The following is a 16,165-nucleotide window of genomic DNA, read 5'->3' as shown; positions in this document are numbered from 1 at the left end:
CTTTTGAAAGGAAATGACAACTGCCCGTGCAGAGAAATGACTGATAATGTCCACCTCGTGCTACCCCAGCGCCGGTACTCGGAGATCGTGCGATGCCTGACCCGCGACGGGTCGGCGTCGATCGCCGTGCTGGCGGAGCAGCTGCAGACCAGCGCGGCCACCATCCGGCGCGACCTGATCTCGCTGGAACGCGACGGGGTGCTGACCAGGGTGCACGGCGGTGCCGTGCTCAACCCGTCGGCCGAGCTGCCGTTCGACCTGGTGGCGGGTACCGACCAGAGCGGCAAGGCGGCCATCGCGGCGGCCGCGGCGAAGCTGGTCCGCGACGGCGAGGTGCTGCTGCTCGACATCGGCACCACCGTGCACCAGCTGGCCAAGCACCTGCACGGCAGGCGGATCACCGTGGTGACCAGCAATCTGGCGGTCTACGACGAGTTCGCCGACGACCACGCGGTCGAACTGCTGCTGCTCGGCGGGCTGGTGCGGCGCAACTACCGGTCGATGGTCGGCTTCCTGACCGAGGACGCGCTGCGGCAGGTGCGTGCCGACCGGCTGTTCGTCTCGGCCTCCGGCGTCGGGCGGGACGGGGCGCTGATGGACGACACGGTGGTCGAGGTGCCCGGCAAGCGCGCCATGCTGGCCGCCGCCGGGCAGGTGGTGCTGCTGGCGGAGGCGCGCAAGTTCCCCGGCGCCGGCATGGCCAGGGTGTGCGGGCCCGAGGAGCTGGACGTGCTGGTGACCAACGCGGGGGCGAGCCCGGAGACGCTCGCCGTGATGCGTGAGGCGGGCGTGGAGGTGCACGAGGTATGAGGCTGGCGATCCTGGGTGGCGGCGGGTTCCGGGTGCCGCTGGTGCACGCCAGTCTGCTGGCCGATCCCGCGCGGCTGGTGACCGAGCTGGTGCTGCACGACGTGCGGCCGGAGCGGCTCGCCGCGATCGGCGCGGTGCTCGACCAGCAGGCCGCGGGCGCCGCGTGGCGGCCGCGCATCACCACCACCACGTCACTCGGCGAGGCACTGTCCGATGTGGACATGGTGTTCTCGGCGATCAGGGTGGGCGGGCTGGAGGGCCGCAGCGTGGACGAGCGGGTCCCGCTCCGGCACGGCCTGCTCGGCCAGGAAACCGTGGGGCCGGGCGGGATCTGCTACGCCCTGCGCACGGTGCCGGTCGCGCTGGACATCGCCAGGACGGTGGCCGAGCGCGCGCCCGACGCGTGGGTCATCAACTTCACCAATCCGGCCGGTGTGGTCACCGAGGCGATGTCGGCGGTGCTGGGCGACCGCGTGATCGGCATCTGCGACTCGCCCGTCGGGCTGTGCCGCCGGGTGGCCCGCGCACTGGGCGTCGACGCGGCCAGTGCGTCGTTCGACTACGTGGGCCTCAACCACCTGGGCTGGCTGCGGCGCGTGCTGGTCGGCGGTCGTGACGTGCTGCCGGGCTTGTTCGACTCGCCCGCGCTGACCTCTTTCGAAGAGGGCAAGCTGTTCGGTGCGCGGTGGCTGCGGACACTGGGCGCGGTGCCCAACGAGTACCTGCACTACTACTACTTCGCCAGGGAAACGCTGGCGCAGATGGGCGTCCAGGAAACCACCCGCGGCGAGTTCCTCCGTGAACAGCAACGCACCTTCTACGCCGACGCGGCGCGGGACCCTGGCTCGGCGCTTTCGCGCTGGCAGGAAACCCGCGCCGAACGCGAACGCAGCTACCTGGCGGAAGGCCGGGCCGTCGCGGGCGCGGGCGAACGCGACACCTGCGACACCGACGGCGGTGGGTACGAGGAGGTCGCGCTGCGGTTGATGCACGCGATCGCGGGCAACGAGGACGCGTCGCTGATCCTGAACGTGCGAAACCGGGGCGCGGTGGCAGGCCTGGACGAGGACGCCGTGGTGGAGGTCCCGTGCGTGGTGGACGGCAACGGCCCGCGCGCCCTGGCGGTCGGCCAGGTGCGCCCGACCGAACTGGGGCTGATGCAGCAGGTGAAAGGCGTTGAACGCGCCACCATCGAGGCCGCCGTCACCCGGCGCCGCTCGTCGGCTCTCCTGGCGCTGGGCTCGCACCCGCTGGTGGACTCGGTCGCCGCCGCCAGCCAAGTACTGGACGACTACGTAACCGCCTTCCCCGACCTCGCCGACCTGTCCTGAGCCGGTTTTCTTTGAGTGGCCGAGATGATGCGCTTTGAAGCGGTGCTGAATAGGGCGTTATACAGACGGGAGCACGCGGCCGGTCACCTCGCCGAACCCGATCCGGGTGCCGTTGGGGCCGGGCGCGCTGGCGGTGATCGTGACCTCGTCGCCGTCGAGCAGGAAGGTTCGGGCCTCCCCGCCGACGGTCAGGGGTTCCGCGCCGCCCCAGGCGAGTTCCAGGAAGGAGCCCCGCTCCCCCTTCGCCGCGCCGGAGACGGTGCCTGAGGCGAAGAGGTCCCCGGTGCGCGCCGAAGCACCGTTGATCGTCAGGTGCGCCAGCATCTGCGCGGGCGACCAGTACATCTCCCGGTACGGCGGGCGGCTGACCTCCTCCCCGTTCCACCGCACCACCAGCTCGACGTCCAGCCCCCACGACGCGCTCTCCCGCAGGTACGGCAGCGGCTCCGGATCGGCCTGCCCCGGCAGCGGCACCCGCGCGCCCTCCAGCGCCAGCACCGGCACCACCCACGGCGAGATCGAGGTCGCGAAGCTCTTGCCCAGGTTCGGCCCCAGGGGCACGTACTCCCAAGCCTGGATGTCCCGCGCCGACCAGTCGTTGACCAGCACCACCCCGAACACGTGCCGCGCGAAGTCGTCGGGCCGGATCGGGGTGTTCGGCGGGGTGCCCGTACCCACCACAAAACCGAGTTCCGCTTCGATGTCGAGGCGCGTGCTCGGGCCGAACACCGGCGCGGGCTCCGAAGGCGACTTGCGCTGCCCGGACGGGCGCACGATGCCGGTCCCGGACACCACCACCGTGCCCGCCCGGCCGTGGTAGCCCACCGGCAGGTGCTTCCAGTTCGGCAGCAGCGGCTCGGCGCCCGGCCGGAACAGCCTGCCCACATTGGACGCGTGGTGCTCCGAAGCGTAGAAGTCCACGTAGTCGGCGACTTCGAACGGAAGGTGCATCCGCACGTCGTCCACCGCGTGCACGACGTCGGCGGGCAGTTCCCCGCGAACCAGGTCGGTGATCCGCGAACGCACCGCCACCCACCGGTCGTACCCCTGCGCCATGAACGGGTTCAGGGTCGGCGCCGCGAACACGTCGTCACCCAGGGCGGCGGCCAGGTCGACGACGGAATCCCCGACACGCACGCCCACCCGGGGCGCCGAACCCCCGGCCGAGAACACCCCGTAGGGCAGGTTGTCCGGGCCGAACAGCGAATCGTGCGGGATCATCGTTCTCCTCGGTCCGGGCCCAGCAGGCCCAGTGCGGTCAGTTCGGCCAGTGGTTCCTCGATGCTGCACGTGCCGAACGAGGTGAACCACGAGCGGGCGATCGCGACCCGCTCCGGTGTCCACTCGCGAATCCGGGCGGTGACCACGTCGGCGTCCCGCTCGGCCAGGAGCGCTTCGACCCGTTCCTCTCCCCCGTTCCGCACCGCGGCGTCGGTGGCCAGCAACAGGTTCAGGAAGCCGTGCTGATCGAAGCCGGTCTCCGGATCGGTGTTGCGCAGCGCGTGGTGCAGACCGGCGGTGGCCTTGAACGGAACCCCGGCCCGGACCGCCGCGCACACCGAGGAAGCCAGTTCCGCTTCCGACGGGTAGAGATCCGCCGTCACCCCGCCGGTCCGGAACTTGGCCCGGTACGGCGTTCCCGCCAGCGAAGCCAGCACCTGGAGCCGCCGTTCGTCACGCGGGATCTCAACGTACACGTCACCGTCCAAACCGGACGGCAAGGCCCCGGCGATCTCCCAGGCCACCACGCGCACACCCATCGCCGCCGCCCGCGCGCGAACCGCCGGCACCCGGTCCGGGCCACCCGGGAACGTCAGCGCGACCGCGGGCCGGGCGTCGCCCAAGGAGTCCAACATGGACTCGGCCAGCACGAGCGGGCCGACCATTCCGGCGTACCACGCCCGGCGATGTCCGAAGTGGGCGGTCAACGCGTCGGGCAAACTGGCCGAGCCGGGCGGAAACACCGCGGCGTCGTCGAAAAGCCCCTCCGTCAGCGCTTTCATGCTTCCCTCGGGACCCGCAGGAACGACAGCATGATCGCCGAGACCACCAGGCAGCCGATCGGGAAGTACAGGCCGACGGTCACGTCGGTCTCCGTGGCCGCCAGCCCGATCGCGTACGGGCCGAAGAACCCGCCCAGCGCGGCGATCGAGTTGATCCCGGCGAGGCCGACCGCGGTGTGCTCCTTGGACAGCACCTTCGCGGCCATCGCCCAGTACGGCGCCAGGTAGCCGAGCACACCGACCGCCGCCAGCGACAGGCTGATCAGCGACAGCACCGGCGTGGTCTTGAACAGGATGGCGCCGAGGAAGCCGACCGCGGCCACCAGGACCAGCGCGATGACGTGCAGCTTGCGCTCACCGGTTCGGTCGGAGTTGCGTGCCAGCAACAACATCCCGACCGCGCCGACGACGTACGGCACCGCGCCCAGCAGGCCGATGTTGGTCGACGAGTACGCCGGGTCCAGCTGCTTGACGATCAACGGCAGGAAGAAGGTCAGCCCGTAGAGCCCGCAGGCGATGAACAGGTTCGCCACCGCCAGGTGCAGCACCTTGCCGTTGCGAACCGCCCGCAGCTGCCCGAGAAAGGTCTCCTTCCGTTCCGGCTGGTACTCCTTGTCGATCTCCGACTGCAACCAGCCGCTCTCCTCCTTCGAGAGGAACCGCGCGTCGGCGGGCTTGTTCGGCAGGTAGAGCAGCGTGAGCACGCCGATCAGCACCGCGGGCGCGCCCTGGAGCACGAAGACCCACTGCCAGCTGCTCATGTCCAGCCAGTGCACGTGGTCGAGGATCCAGCCGCCGCTCAGGCTGCCCAGCACCAGCGCGATCGGCTGAGCCAGCGCCAGCGTGGCGATGGCGCGGCCGCGCTCACGCCCGCGGAACCACAGCGTCAGGTACAGCAGCAGGCCGGGGAACAGCCCGGCTTCGGCGATGCCCAGCAGGATCCGGGCGATCAGCAACTGGGTCACGTCGGCGACGAACCCGGTCAGCACGGTGACGATGCCCCAGCTGATGGCGATCCTGGACAGCCACAGCCGGGCGCCCACCTTCTTCATGATCATGTTGCTCGGGATCTCGAAGACCACGTACGCCAGGAAGAAGATCGCCGAGGCGATGCCGAAGGTGGCCGCGTCGATGGCCAGCTCGGTGGCCATGCCGAGCTGGGCGTAGCCGATGTTGGCGCGGTCCATGTAGTTGAAGATGTAGAGCAGCCCGACGATCGGCATGATCCGCACGGCCACCTTGCGGATGGTGCGCTTGCCGAGTTCGGAGTCCGCCGCGGCGGCGGGGGTGGCGGGCAGGGACATGGGTTCTCCTCGACGTTGAGTGAAATCCGGGGCGGGCTCAGCCCGCGGCCGCGGCGTGGCCGGCGATCCGGCCGAAGGTGACGGCGTTGGCGACGGCGTTCCCGCCGCCCACGTAACGGTTTCCGAGCACACCGGCGCCCGCCTCGCCCGCGGCGTAGAGCCCGGGCACGCGGTTCCCGCGCTCGTCGAGCACGGCGGCACCGGCGTCGATCTCCAGCCCGGCGTGGGTGCAGACCAGTTCCGCGGGCACCGTGCGCGCGGCGTAGAACGGGGCCTGGCCGATGGGTTCCGGCGGTCGCGTGATGCCCTTCGCGGACAGGGACCGGTGCCGGAGGAACTCCGCGTCTTCCCCGCCCGCGGGCAGTCCGGCGTTCCAGCGGTCGAGCGTGGCTCGCAGCCCGGCGGCGGGCACGCCCATCTTCCCGGCCAGTTCCTCCGGCGTGTCCGCGCGCAGCGTGCGGCCCGCTTCGGCTTCGGCGAGCACGTGCTCGGCGTTCCAGTGCGCGTACCCGCCGGGCAGCCCGGTCCTGGCGCGCTCGTCGAAGACCATCCACACCGGACCCGGCTGGGCGTCGATGATCCCGCTCGACACGGCGTAGGAGGCGTCCTCGTCCATGAACCGGCGGCCGTGCCGGTTCACCAGCACGCGCGACACCGGCGGGAAACCGGACTGCCAGTGGTGCAGCCGCTGGAAGTAGGCGGTGGGCAGCAGCAGGCCCCAGCCCTCCCCCGCGATGGCAGCACCGACCTGGGCACCGAAGCCGAAGTGATCACCGCGCGAACCTTCCGCGGCGACCACAAAAAGGTCACCACCGGCCGCGACGGCCGACGGGTAGTACCGCTCCAGCAAGCTCGGCTCCCGCGCGAATCCGCCGCTGGCCACCACCACCGCGCCCGCGTGCACCTCGATCCCGTCCGCGACCACCCCGGTGACCCGGCCGTCGTCGACCAGCAGCCGCTCGACGCGGGTGTTCGGCACGATGTCCACTCCGGACTTCCGGCTCGCCCCGGCGAGCACCTGGACCACACCGTAACCCTGGTCCTTCGGCACGTGCCCGCGCCAGACGTCCTCCACCCCGGCCCTGGTCAGGCCGGGCGTGTGCGCGTCGTGGGACACCCGCGCCGGGATCTCGACGCCGAGTCCGATCAGCCATTCGACGGCGGGCCCGGCCTGCTCGCAGAAGGTGCGCACCAACCCGGGTTTCAGCTGCCACTGGTTGAGGTCCTGGTAGTGCTGGAAGAACTTCTCGGCCGAGTCGGTGATGCCGAGTTCGGCCTGCACGCTGGTGCCCGCCGCGGTGAGCATGCCCGCCGACAACTGCGTGGAGCCGCCGAGTTCGCGTTCCGACTCGAACAGCAGCACCGACGCACCACGCTCGGCGGCGGAAACCGCGGCGGCCAGCCCCGCGCCGCCACCGCCGATCACGACAACGTCGATTCGCTCCGTCATCCCAGCTCACCTCCCGATTCGGCGACGATGCGGTGGTAGAGGCCGTTGGACACCAGCCCACCGTCCACAGTGACCTCACTGCCGGTGAGGTAGGTGGACCGGTCCGACAGCAGGAAGAGCACCGCGTCGGTGATCTCGTCCGGCGTGGCCATGCGACCGGCCGGGATGCTGGCCACCGCCGCCGAGACGAATGTGTCAGCGCCGTCGAGCAACGCGGTCCCGACCAGTCCGGGGTGCACCGAGTTGACCCGGATGCCCCAGCGCGCGAAGTTGCCCGCGGCCGATTTGGACAGTCCGGTCAGCCCCCACTTGCTCGACGAGTACGCGGGTGAGAAGTAGCCGATCTGCCCGGAAATCGACGAGATGTTGACGATCGAGCCGCCGCCGGAGTCGCGCAGCAGCGGGGCCGCCGCACGCATGCCGTGGAAGGGACCCGTGAGATTGACCGCCAGCACCCGATCCCAGATTTCCGGGGTGGTGTCGAGGAATTCGAGCCGCCGCGAGATGCCCGCGTTGTTGACCAGCCCGCCGAGCGAGCCCAGTTCGGCGCGAATCCGCCCGACGACGGCAGTCCACTGAACCGGATCGGTCACGTCCAGCCGGAATTCCGAAACCGCACCACCAGCCGTGCGGATTTCCGCGGCGACCGGTGCGGTGTCGGCGACATCGGCGACGCAGACGTGAACCCCGCGGGCGGCCAGCGCGCGGGCGTGGTTGGCGCCCATGCCGCCCGCCGCGCCGGTGATCAGCACAACGTCCGGATAGGACACCGGCTCGTGGTGCTCAGACATGCCGTGAACCGCCGTCCACGGCCAGGCTGTGGCCTGTGACGTACCGGGCGCTGTCCGAGAGCAGGAACAGCAGCACACCGACGACCTCTTCCGGCGAGCCGATGCGGTGCAGCGGAACGGCGTCGAGCGCCTTGGCCAGCGCGGGCGCGTCGTCCTGGATCCAGCGGGTCATCTCGGTGTCGATGTACCCTGGCGCGATCGCGTTGACCCGGATGCCCTGGTCGCCCAGCTCGACGGCGAGCGATTCGGTCAGGTGCGCGACGGCCGCCTTGGACGAGCAGTAGGCCCCGCGGCCGCGGCGGACCCGCACCGCGGAGACCGACGACATGTTCACGATGGCACTGCCGGGATGCATGTGCGCGGCGGCGGCCTGCGCGCCGAACAACACGCCCTCGACGTTGACCGCGAGCGTGGCGCGGATCTGCTCCGGCGTGATGTCGGCGATTTCGGCGAACGGGAAGATCCCGGCGTTGTTGACCCAGAAGTCGATGCGGCCGAACTCGTCGATGGCGCGCTGCGCGAGCGCGACGTGGTCCTCGGCCTTCGTGACATCGAGCTGGGCGGCGATGATCCGGCCCGGCTTGGCTTCCAGCGCCTCGACCGGCGCCTGGTCGTTGAGTTCGGCGGCGGTGGCCGTCATCGCGTCACCGTCGAGGTCGCCACCGACCACGTCGACCCCTCGGGCCAGCAACCCGGCGGCGAAGCGCGCGCCCATCCCCCGTGCCGCGCCGGTGATCACCGCGACCTTGCCGGGGAACTCCGGGTACAGCGCGGTCACCGGCTGGTGCAGGACCCGTCCGGGGCCGGTCGGGACGAGGTCGGTCATCGGGTTTTTCTCCTTGTGGTGGTGGGGGTTCAGGCGTCGCGGTGCACGGCGCGCCGCCGGACGCGCCAGCCGTCGCCGGTGCGCGCGAGTTCGTCGGCGAGCACGGTCAGCCGGTGCAGCCGCGACGGTCCGGTGATCTGCAGGTAGGCACGCACGAGCAGGGTGTCCGGGTCGCCGCCGGGCCGGACCTCGATCGTGCTGACCACGTGCCGCAGCGTTTCGCCGGACTCGGCGCAGCTCTGGTGGAACCGCTCGGCGAAGGCGGTGAGCATGGCGGTGCCGATCGCCGGTTCGGGATAGCTCGGCGACCGGAATTCCCCGTCCGGGGTGAAGGTCGCCGCCCAGTCCGCCGCGCGGCCCTCGTCGATGGCGTGGCTCTGCGCGCCGTAGAGCTGGTGCACGGCCATCACCTCGTGTGCCGGCACGGTCATGCTTGGCTCCTTCACTGGAACGTGCTATATTCGCACGCGGCGTGCTAATATGTCGCAACGGTAAGCCGCACCCGGTTCGTCGTCAAGGGAGTCCTGTGTCCGTGGTCGACTCGAGTTCCGCCCGTGACCTGCCCGGATCGGGGCTGTCGAAGACGCTCCACAACGGACTGGAGGTGCTGGAGCTGCTGGTGGCGCACCCCGGCGGGCTCAGCCTCACCGAGATCGCCGACGGCATCGGCGTGCACCGGACGGTGGCGCACCGGCTGGTGCGGACGCTGGAGGCGCACCACCTGTGCCGCCGCGACCGGTACAAGCGGATCACCCTGGGCGCCGGGCTGGTGCGGCTGGCGGAGCCGGTCGAGCAGGACCTGCGGACGCTGGCGCGGCCGGTGCTGGAGGAGCTGACCGAGACCGCGCAGGCGTCGGCGCACCTGGTCGTGCGCGAAGGGCCGGACCAGGTGCGGATGCTGATGATCGTGGAACCGCGGCGGGCGCGGATGCACGTGTCGTTCCGGACCGGGCAGCTGGACCCGATCGACCGCGGCTCGGCGGGCCTGGCCCTGCTGGCCGCCGGGCCGCCGCGCGACGGGGAGCGCGAAGCCGTGACGCTGGCGCGCGAGCGGGGTTTCGCGGTGTCCAGCGGGGAAATCGCTTCGGGCATCACCGGCATCTCGGCGGTGGTGCCGACCGGCCGGGAGGACACCAGCATCGGCCTGTCGCTGTTCGACGCGCCCAACCCGGGGGAACTGGGCCGCCTGGTGGTCGACGCGGCACGCCGCCTTGGCGACCTGCTCCACTGAGCCGCGGTCCCGCAAGATGGGGACGTGACGAAGATCCGAATCCGTGCCGCCCGGCCCGCCGAGTTCGAAGCCGTCGCCGGGTTGCGGTGGCGCTGGGTGGCCGAGCAGGACGGCCTTCCTGACACCGGCCGCGACGCGTTCGTAGGCGAGTTCGCTCAGTGGACCAAGGAAAACGCGGCCACCCACCGCTGCCTCGTCGTGCTGCGCGAGGACGAGGTGATCGGGATGGGCTTTCTCGCGATCACACCACGCGTGCCGACGCCGCGGGCGTTCGAGCGGGCATCCGGTGACGTGCAGTGCGTGTACGTCGTGCCGGAAGCTCGCGACGGCGGCGTAGGCGGCCAGCTGATCGAGGCGCTCCTCCGCCTGGCCGACGACCTCGGCCTGGAGCGGGTCACCGTGCACTCGTCAGCACGCGCGATCCCGGCGTACGAGCGGTGTGGTTTCGCGGCCTCGCCGAAGCTCCTGCAGTTGACCGGTTCCGGCCATCGGGCCACCCGCTCCCCCGTCCGGCCCGAGAATTCCTGACCGGACGAGCAACCGGAAAGCGGGGAACGTGTGATGAAGCGGTGGGCGACGACCTTGGTGCCCCTGGTACTGGCCACGGGGCTCAGCGCCCCGGCGGCGGCCGCGCCGGCGAGCGCGGCCTGCCAGTACCCGGCCGAGGTGCTGGACCTGGCCAACTGGTACATCGGCCTCCCGATCGGCGACGACGAGAAGCCGCTCAACGTCGAGCAGCCCGAGCTGGCCACGTACGCGGTCGATCCGTGGTTCACCCCGACCGAGGCCTGCGACGGCGTCCAGTTCCGCGCCGCGGTCAACGGGGTGACCACCAGCGGGTCGAACTACCCGCGCTCCGAACTCCGCGAGATGGACGGCAGCGAGAAAGCCGCGTGGCCGGCCAAGTCGGGCACCCACACGATGACCATCGACCAGGCGATCACCGCCGTGCCCGCGGACAAGCCGCACGTGGTCGCCGGGCAGATCCACGACTCCGAGGACGACGTGTCGGTGTTCCGGCTGGAAGGCCGCAAGCTGTACGTCACCGACGGCGACACCAGCGACCACCACCTGATCACCGACGACTACGAGCTCGGCACCCGGTTCGAAGCGAAGTTCGTGGTCAGCGACGGCGAGATCAAGGCGTACTACAACGGCGAACTGCAGACCACCCTGCCCGCCTCCTTCTCCGGCGGGTACTTCAAGGCCGGCGCGTACACCCAGGCCAACTGCGACAAGTCGGCCCCGTGTGACGACGGCAACTACGGCGAGGTCGAGGTCTACGGCCTCACCGTGACGCACGAGGACTAGTCCTACGCTGGAGGTCCTCCTGCCCGGGCACCGAAAGCGAGGATCGATGGCACGTGAGCCGTTTCCGCTGCGAGGCCGGACCGCGCTCGTCACCGGGGTGAGCCGGCGGGCGGGCATCGGGTTCGCCATCGCCAGGACCATGGCTTCCTACGGCGCGAACCTGGTGCTGCACCACTACCGGCCGCACGACGAGCAGCAGGACTGGGGCGCGGACGACCTTGGTGCCGTGCTCGCCGGGGTCCGCGACCACGCCCTGCCGGACGCGACGATCACCGACCTGCACGCCGACCTCGCCGACCCGCTCGCCCCGGACCGGTTGCTGGCGGCGGCGGGCCCGGTGGACGTGCTGGTCTGCAACCACGCCCTGACCGGGGAGGACGGTCCGCTGGGCGCGCTCACCGCGCACGAGCTGGACCGCCACTGGGTGGTGAACGCGCGGTCGTCGATCCTGCTGGCGCAGGCGTTCGCCGCACAGCACGTGCCGGGGCGGGACGGCCTGGTGGTGTTCATGACCTCCGGCCAGGCACTGGGCCCGATGCCCGGCGAGGTCGCCTACGCCGCCTCGAAGGCGGCGCTCGCCGGTATCACCACAACGCTGGCCGACCAGCTGGCGGACGAGGGGATCCGGGTCAACACGGTCAACCCCGGCCCGGTCGACACCGGTTACCTGACCGAGGAGATGTGGCGGACCGTCCAGCCCATGTTCCCGTTCGGCCGCTTCGGCAAGCCGGACGACCCGGCCCGGCTCATCGCCTGGCTCGCCACGGACGAGGCCCGCTGGATCACCGGCCAGGTCCTCAATACCGAAGGCGGCTTCGCCCGCTGGCGCCCCCGCGGCAATTGACCGCTACCCAGCCCGCCACATTCGCGCCCTTCCCTGCCCCGGGCCACAGCCAAAAACACGGGAGTGGCCCAGGAGCGCAGGCAACATTTCCGGTGAGCCTCCGATTACCGTTCGCGTGAGCGTCGCGCCCAGTCGTCGAACTTGGTGAGCGGGAGGCCGAGTTCGGCCGCGAACTCCGGGCGGGCGGGCTGTCCCACGAGGTTCAGCCACTCGAGCGAAGCACCCATCGGCGGCATCCCGCCGGCGACGGCTTCGTCCTCGGTCATGTCCGGCGCGGACAACGGTGTTTCCCAAGCATCGGACAGGATTTCGGCGATCCGCTTCATCGGCAGGTAGTCGCCCGCCAGCTCCAGCTCGACCTGGTGGAAGCGCTCCGGCTCGGTGATCGCCGCGGCGGCCGCGGCGCCGATGTCGTCCACCGCGATCAGCGACAGGTGGGTCGTCGGCTTGAGCACGGTCACCAGCCCGCCCTCGAGGCCACGCGGAAACATGTACCGCATCGACGGCAGGAAGTTCTCCATGAAGGTCGCCGGCTTGAGCAGCGTCCAGCGGGCGAAACCGGCGTCACGAAGCCGGTCCTGGATCGTGGTTTTCGCCTGGAACGACGGTTCCAGCGTGCCCCAGCGGCCTTCGGCCCAGGCCGGTTCCGCGGTGTGCTGCCCGGCACCGGAAACGGAGGTGTGCACGAACTGCGGCACCCCGGCGGCCTTCGCGGCTTCGATCAGGTTGACACCCTGGGCCTGTTCCCCGGCGAAGTCGAAGCCGCCGTCGCGGATGCCGGGCATCTGCACGGAGAACACCGCACGGACGCCCTCGGCGGCCCGCCGCACGGACTCGCGGTCGTGCAGATCGCCGGTGACCAGTTCGGCGCCGAGCGCCTCGATCGCCTTGGCACGACCGGGATCGCGCACCAAGGCGCGGACGGGCACCCCGGCCGCGAGCAGGGCGCGGGCGGTGGCCCCGCCCTGCCCGCCGGTGGCGCCGGTGACCAGGACGGGGGCGGAATCAGTGGACATGACACTCCTCGAGCGAAGGGGTTCGACTAAACGGCGGGGCCCGCCACTTAGCTTCCGCTACGATACGGCGGGGCCCGCCACTTAGCAAACCCGGAGGTCAGGCCATGCCGGAACACCAGCGTGCGGACGCGAGGCGCAACTACGCGCGCATCCTCGCGGTGGCCGAGGAAGAGGTCGCCGCCCACGGCGCCGCGGCCTCGCTCGAACAGATCGCGCGCACCGCCGGGGTCGGCTCGGCGACCGTGCGCCGCCACTTCCCCACCCGCCACGCCCTGCTCGAAGCCGTGTCCCACCAGCGGATCGAGGCGCTGAGCGACCGCGCCCGCGAACTGACCGGCCGCGGCGACAGCCGGGACGCGCTGCTCGAATGGCTGGGCGAGGTGGTCGCCTACTCCGCCACCGCGCGGGGCCTGGCGGCGGCGCTGGCCTACGACGTGCCCGACCCGGTGCACGAGAACTCGTGCGCGGCCATGCTGGAAGCGGCGGCCGCCCCGCTGCTGGACCGCGCCGTGCGGGATGGTGCGGTACCGGCGGAGGTCACCTTCACCGACCTGATCACGCTGATCGTCGGCATCGTGCTCGCCACCGAGCACCGCCCCGACCCGGCCGCCGCGGACCGCCTGTTCCGGCTGGCCGTCGCCGGGCTGTCGCCGCTTACCGGAGGACGTCCACGGTGAGGGCGGAGCCACCGGCGCCGAGGCGCAGGGCGACCGAGCCCGCCGGTGCGTCCGAGTCGATCTCCGGGTAGTCGTCGCTGGCGACGGTGAGGCGCAGCGTGTGCCCGGCGGCGAGGCGGTGGTGCACCGGCCAGAGGTCCACTGTGGTCCGATACCACTGTCCTGAATGGACGGGGGCGGGCGCGGTGTGACCGTGGCGGTGACTGAGTTTCAGCCAGCCCGCGGAAACCCGGGTCGTGCTGCCGTCGGGCGCGACGTCCTCCAGCACCGCGGCCAGGTTTCCGTCCGAGGCCGTCACCGAGGCCTCGATTTCCGCCTTCGGCCGGCCCGCGAGCACGAGGTCCCGCCGCAGCGGCGGGGTGCCGAAGGTGAGCTTCTCCCCCGGTTCCGCGGGCGTGGTCTCCGTGTTGACGCGGTATTCGCGCGTGCCCGGCGCGCCCGGCGACCTGGCCAGTTCGCCCGCGGTGGTCAGCGCGAACCGGGTCCTGTCCGCTTCGGCGGGCGGCCAGTCGCTGAATGCCCGCCAGCCTTCGTCCGGAGTGCCGTGCGAGGTGACCTTCGCGGGCGGCAGTGGCGCGCGCCGTCCGCCGAGCCACCGGTCGAACCACGCCAGGTACTCGCCGGGGCCGATCCCGGCGGGCTGCCCGGCCGGGAGGCCGTGCTCCCACGGCCCGGACACCAGCCACACGTTTTCCCTGCGGGCCTGGAAGTTCTCCACCATGCCACCGCGGTACCGGTCGCGCCAGCCATTGATCTCCAGCACCGGAATGTCCAATTCGGACCAACGGTCCTTGACGCTGCGCTCGCGCCAGAAGTCGTCGTAGTACGGGTGTTCGGCGTAGGTGCGCAGGGTGTCCGGCGCGACCTGCCGCTGCCAGTCGCGAATGCGCGCCGAGTAGATGCCGCCGCGGTAGATGGTGTTCTCGTACCAGTCGGAGATGCCGTTGACCGGGATGATCGTCTCCAGGTGCGGCGGCTTGCTGGTGGCCACCAGCAGCGCCGCGTGCGCGCCGTAGCTGACGCCGAGCTGCCCGATCCGGCCGGTCGACCACGGGCGCGCGGCCAGCCATTCGATCACGTCGTGGTTGTCGGCCTGCTCCTGGGCGCTGAACGGGTCGATCCGCCCCGGCGAGGCACCGGAGCCGCGCGCGTTGCAGGACAGCACGTTGTACCCGCGCCGCACGAAATACGCCGATTCGGCGGCGAGCTGGTCGAGATTGTCGTACGCGTTGAAGTCGTAGACGATGCCGGGAAACCGCCCGGAGACGGGCTTCCCGGCCGCGTCCGCCGGGCGGTGCAGGCGGCAGGCGAGATGACCGCCGTCGCGCAGTGGCACCGGGAGCGCTTCGCTGTGCACCTCGTGGACGGCGGGCCGCTCGTACCCGAAGAACGACCGCGCCGCACCCGCCGGGGCGGCGCACAACGATCCGGCGGCCACGATCGTGGCCATCAGCACGAGCAGGCGCTTCATCGCATCTCCTCACCGTCGACAGCTCCCGACTCTGGGCGCCGGAACCAGCGAGGTCAAGCAAGGGTTTCGCATGCACTGATGCACCACGTGCATGAGTCCCCGGCTGCCCGCGCGGACTTCATTTCCGTTCCCGGACGCCTCCTTTTCCGGATTCGTGAATAAATCTCACCGAATACCGCTTGGGGTGAACACCCGCCGCAGCGGTATATCGCGGGTGCCTGACCTGCCTATCCTGAGCCGGTGCTGGTGACTTCCTTGCTCATTGTCGCGGCCGTGCTGGCGGGCTGGCTCGCGAATCGCCTCATCCGCGGGCGCACCGAGGACGACGACGTTCCTTCCCGCAAGGACATGACCAGTCCCATCGAAACGCTCGCCGTGCTGGTGCTGGCTTTTGTGCTGGTCGCCGCCGCCGAGTCGTTCAGCGAGGCGGACGAAGCCGCCACCGCCGAAGCCGGTGTGGTTGACCACATGTTCGAGACCGCGGACTACGCGCCGGAGCCGGTGCGGCAGCGCCTGCAGGCGGGCACGGTCTGCTACGCCCGCGCGGTGGGCGAGCTGGAATGGCCCGCGATGGCGGACGGGCGCAACTCCCCCGCGCCCAGCGTGTGGACCACCGGTTTCCGCGAAAGCTTCAAAGCATGGACAAGGGCGACGCCGTTTTCGAAATGCTCGTGCAGGCGGACAAGGAAAGGTCGGTGAAACGGCAGGCCAGGATAGCCGAGGCGAGTCCGTCCATTCCGGACGCGGTATTCTGGTTCATGGCGCTGACCCTGGCGCTGACCATCGGCGGGTTCGCGTATTCGATCCCGGTGAAACGCAACCTGTTCCACCTGGCCGCGGTGGTCACCACGGCGGCCCTGTTCATCGGTTCGCTGCTCGTGATCAACGACGTGGACGAGCCCTTCTCGGGGGCGATCGCCGTGGACAGCGCCGCCATCCACGACACCGCCGCCGACCTCGCGGACGACTACGCCGCCGTCTATGGTCCCGGCCAGCTGCCCTGCGACGAAACCGGGAAGCCTGTCTAGCTCCCGCCGAGGGTGGAGCCGCCTCCATCCCGAGGGGGAAGATCCGGCGCGGCCACGCCGCGAAGCTGGGGC

General features: G+C 70.9%; 18 protein-coding genes. 9 read left to right on the top strand and 9 right to left on the bottom strand.

The window, feature by feature from the left end; genetic code table 11:
• The first annotated feature begins 36 nt into the window (after positions 1–36).
• Positions 37–810: a DeoR/GlpR family DNA-binding transcription regulator gene (locus A4R43_RS07485; protein ID WP_236808823.1), complete on the top strand. Its 774-nt coding sequence runs from the start codon at positions 37–39 to the stop codon at positions 808–810.
• Positions 807–2,141, top strand: coding sequence for a 6-phospho-beta-glucosidase (locus A4R43_RS07480; RefSeq protein WP_205215263.1), 1,335 nt, complete (start codon positions 807–809; stop codon positions 2,139–2,141). Before A4R43_RS07485 ends, A4R43_RS07480 begins: the two co-directional genes overlap by 4 nt.
• Before the next feature lie 57 nt (positions 2,142–2,198).
• Here the strand turns inward: A4R43_RS07480 and fahA are convergent, their stop codons facing one another.
• The 7 genes from fahA to A4R43_RS07445 are packed head-to-tail and all read right to left on the bottom strand — an operon-like array spanning position 2,199 to position 8,946.
• Entirely contained in the window at positions 2,199–3,362 is a 1,164-nt protein-coding gene (gene fahA, locus A4R43_RS07475) for a fumarylacetoacetase (RefSeq protein ID WP_113691645.1), read from the bottom strand.
• On the bottom strand, positions 3,359–4,144 hold the full coding sequence (locus A4R43_RS07470; RefSeq protein WP_113691644.1) for a hypothetical protein: 786 nt from the start codon (positions 4,142–4,144) through the stop codon (positions 3,359–3,361). Before A4R43_RS07470 ends, fahA begins: the two co-directional genes overlap by 4 nt.
• Positions 4,141–5,448 carry an MFS transporter gene (locus A4R43_RS07465; protein ID WP_113691643.1) on the bottom strand — a complete coding sequence of 436 codons (1,308 nt, stop codon included), beginning with the start codon at positions 5,446–5,448 and terminating at the stop codon, positions 4,141–4,143. The genes A4R43_RS07470 and A4R43_RS07465 overlap by 4 nt, the downstream gene beginning before the upstream one ends.
• Before the next feature lie 37 nt (positions 5,449–5,485).
• Complete coding sequence (locus tag A4R43_RS07460; RefSeq protein WP_113691642.1) at positions 5,486–6,898, bottom strand: FAD-dependent oxidoreductase; 1,413 nt, start codon at positions 6,896–6,898, stop codon at positions 5,486–5,488.
• Positions 6,895–7,689: an SDR family NAD(P)-dependent oxidoreductase gene (locus tag A4R43_RS07455; protein ID WP_113691641.1), complete on the bottom strand. Its 795-nt coding sequence runs from the start codon at positions 7,687–7,689 to the stop codon at positions 6,895–6,897. Before A4R43_RS07455 ends, A4R43_RS07460 begins: the two co-directional genes overlap by 4 nt.
• The gene (locus tag A4R43_RS07450; protein ID WP_113691640.1) at positions 7,682–8,515 is read right to left on the bottom strand and encodes an SDR family NAD(P)-dependent oxidoreductase; all 834 of its coding nucleotides are present in this window, start codon (positions 8,513–8,515) and stop codon (positions 7,682–7,684) included. Before A4R43_RS07450 ends, A4R43_RS07455 begins: the two co-directional genes overlap by 8 nt.
• 29 nt (positions 8,516–8,544) lie before the next feature.
• A complete protein-coding gene (locus A4R43_RS07445; protein ID WP_113691639.1) occupies positions 8,545–8,946 on the bottom strand; it encodes a nuclear transport factor 2 family protein in 402 nt (133 codons plus the stop codon).
• 95 nt (positions 8,947–9,041) lie between these two features.
• Between A4R43_RS07445 and A4R43_RS07440 the strand changes: the two genes are divergently transcribed.
• Genes A4R43_RS07440 through A4R43_RS07425 form a run of 4 tightly spaced genes read left to right on the top strand, consistent with a single transcriptional unit; the run spans position 9,042 to position 11,901 of the window.
• Positions 9,042–9,746, top strand: coding sequence for an IclR family transcriptional regulator (locus A4R43_RS07440; protein WP_236808822.1), 705 nt, complete (start codon positions 9,042–9,044; stop codon positions 9,744–9,746).
• A 24-nt stretch (positions 9,747–9,770) separates the two neighbouring features.
• Complete coding sequence (locus A4R43_RS07435) at positions 9,771–10,274, top strand: GNAT family N-acetyltransferase (protein WP_113691638.1); 504 nt, start codon at positions 9,771–9,773, stop codon at positions 10,272–10,274.
• A 33-nt stretch (positions 10,275–10,307) separates the two neighbouring features.
• Positions 10,308–11,057 carry a polysaccharide lyase family 7 protein gene (locus A4R43_RS07430; protein WP_113691637.1) on the top strand — a complete coding sequence of 250 codons (750 nt, stop codon included), beginning with the start codon at positions 10,308–10,310 and terminating at the stop codon, positions 11,055–11,057.
• Between the two features lie 46 nt (positions 11,058–11,103).
• On the top strand, positions 11,104–11,901 hold the full coding sequence (locus A4R43_RS07425; protein ID WP_113691636.1) for an SDR family oxidoreductase: 798 nt from the start codon (positions 11,104–11,106) through the stop codon (positions 11,899–11,901).
• Positions 11,902–12,005: 104 nt separating this feature from the next.
• Here the strand turns inward: A4R43_RS07425 and A4R43_RS07420 are convergent, their stop codons facing one another.
• Entirely contained in the window at positions 12,006–12,917 is a 912-nt protein-coding gene (locus A4R43_RS07420) for an NmrA family NAD(P)-binding protein (RefSeq protein ID WP_113691635.1), read from the bottom strand.
• Positions 12,918–13,021: 104 nt separating this feature from the next.
• On the opposite strand from A4R43_RS07420, the gene A4R43_RS07415 reads away from it, so the two are divergent.
• Positions 13,022–13,594, top strand: coding sequence for a TetR/AcrR family transcriptional regulator (locus tag A4R43_RS07415; protein WP_113691634.1), 573 nt, complete (start codon positions 13,022–13,024; stop codon positions 13,592–13,594).
• Here A4R43_RS07415 and A4R43_RS07410 read toward each other — a convergent pair.
• On the bottom strand, positions 13,572–15,065 hold the full coding sequence (locus tag A4R43_RS07410) for a CocE/NonD family hydrolase (RefSeq protein WP_113691633.1): 1,494 nt from the start codon (positions 15,063–15,065) through the stop codon (positions 13,572–13,574). The two genes, A4R43_RS07415 and A4R43_RS07410, sit on opposite strands and share 23 nt — an antisense overlap.
• A gap of 240 nt (positions 15,066–15,305) precedes the next feature.
• On the opposite strand from A4R43_RS07410, the gene A4R43_RS42595 reads away from it, so the two are divergent.
• Positions 15,306–15,764, top strand: a complete 459-nt coding sequence (locus A4R43_RS42595; protein ID WP_162788360.1) for a bestrophin-like domain — start codon at positions 15,306–15,308, stop codon at positions 15,762–15,764.
• Positions 15,761–16,093, top strand: a complete 333-nt coding sequence (locus A4R43_RS07405) for a bestrophin-like domain (protein ID WP_162788359.1) — start codon at positions 15,761–15,763, stop codon at positions 16,091–16,093. The genes A4R43_RS42595 and A4R43_RS07405 overlap by 4 nt, the downstream gene beginning before the upstream one ends.
• Positions 16,094–16,165 lie beyond the last annotated feature (72 nt).

Source organism: Amycolatopsis albispora, assembly GCF_003312875.1.
GTDB classification, from domain to species: Bacteria; Actinomycetota; Actinomycetes; order Mycobacteriales; family Pseudonocardiaceae; genus Amycolatopsis; species Amycolatopsis albispora.
Note: the sequence above shows the minus strand (reverse complement) of the source record. Positions and strands in the feature narration are given on the sequence as shown.

Coding starts and splice junctions, on each gene's coding strand:
- A4R43_RS07410 (WP_113691633.1), bottom strand. CDS start 15,065: ATGAAGCGCCTGCTCGTGCTGATGGCCACGATCGTGGCCGCCGGATCG.
- A4R43_RS07470 (WP_113691644.1), bottom strand. CDS start 4,144: ATGAAAGCGCTGACGGAGGGGCTTTTCGACGACGCCGCGGTGTTTCCG.
- A4R43_RS07430 (WP_113691637.1), top strand. CDS start 10,308: ATGAAGCGGTGGGCGACGACCTTGGTGCCCCTGGTACTGGCCACGGGG.
- A4R43_RS07445 (WP_113691639.1), bottom strand. CDS start 8,946: ATGACCGTGCCGGCACACGAGGTGATGGCCGTGCACCAGCTCTACGGC.
- A4R43_RS07415 (WP_113691634.1), top strand. CDS start 13,022: ATGCCGGAACACCAGCGTGCGGACGCGAGGCGCAACTACGCGCGCATC.
- A4R43_RS07455 (WP_113691641.1), bottom strand. CDS start 7,689: ATGTCTGAGCACCACGAGCCGGTGTCCTATCCGGACGTTGTGCTGATC.
- A4R43_RS07420 (WP_113691635.1), bottom strand. CDS start 12,917: ATGTCCACTGATTCCGCCCCCGTCCTGGTCACCGGCGCCACCGGCGGG.
- A4R43_RS07450 (WP_113691640.1), bottom strand. CDS start 8,515: ATGACCGACCTCGTCCCGACCGGCCCCGGACGGGTCCTGCACCAGCCG.
- A4R43_RS07465 (WP_113691643.1), bottom strand. CDS start 5,448: ATGTCCCTGCCCGCCACCCCCGCCGCCGCGGCGGACTCCGAACTCGGC.
- A4R43_RS07460 (WP_113691642.1), bottom strand. CDS start 6,898: ATGACGGAGCGAATCGACGTTGTCGTGATCGGCGGTGGCGGCGCGGGG.
- fahA (WP_113691645.1), bottom strand. CDS start 3,362: ATGATCCCGCACGATTCGCTGTTCGGCCCGGACAACCTGCCCTACGGG.
- A4R43_RS07480 (WP_205215263.1), top strand. CDS start 807: ATGAGGCTGGCGATCCTGGGTGGCGGCGGGTTCCGGGTGCCGCTGGTG.
- A4R43_RS07485 (WP_236808823.1), top strand. CDS start 37: ATGACTGATAATGTCCACCTCGTGCTACCCCAGCGCCGGTACTCGGAG.
- A4R43_RS07425 (WP_113691636.1), top strand. CDS start 11,104: ATGGCACGTGAGCCGTTTCCGCTGCGAGGCCGGACCGCGCTCGTCACC.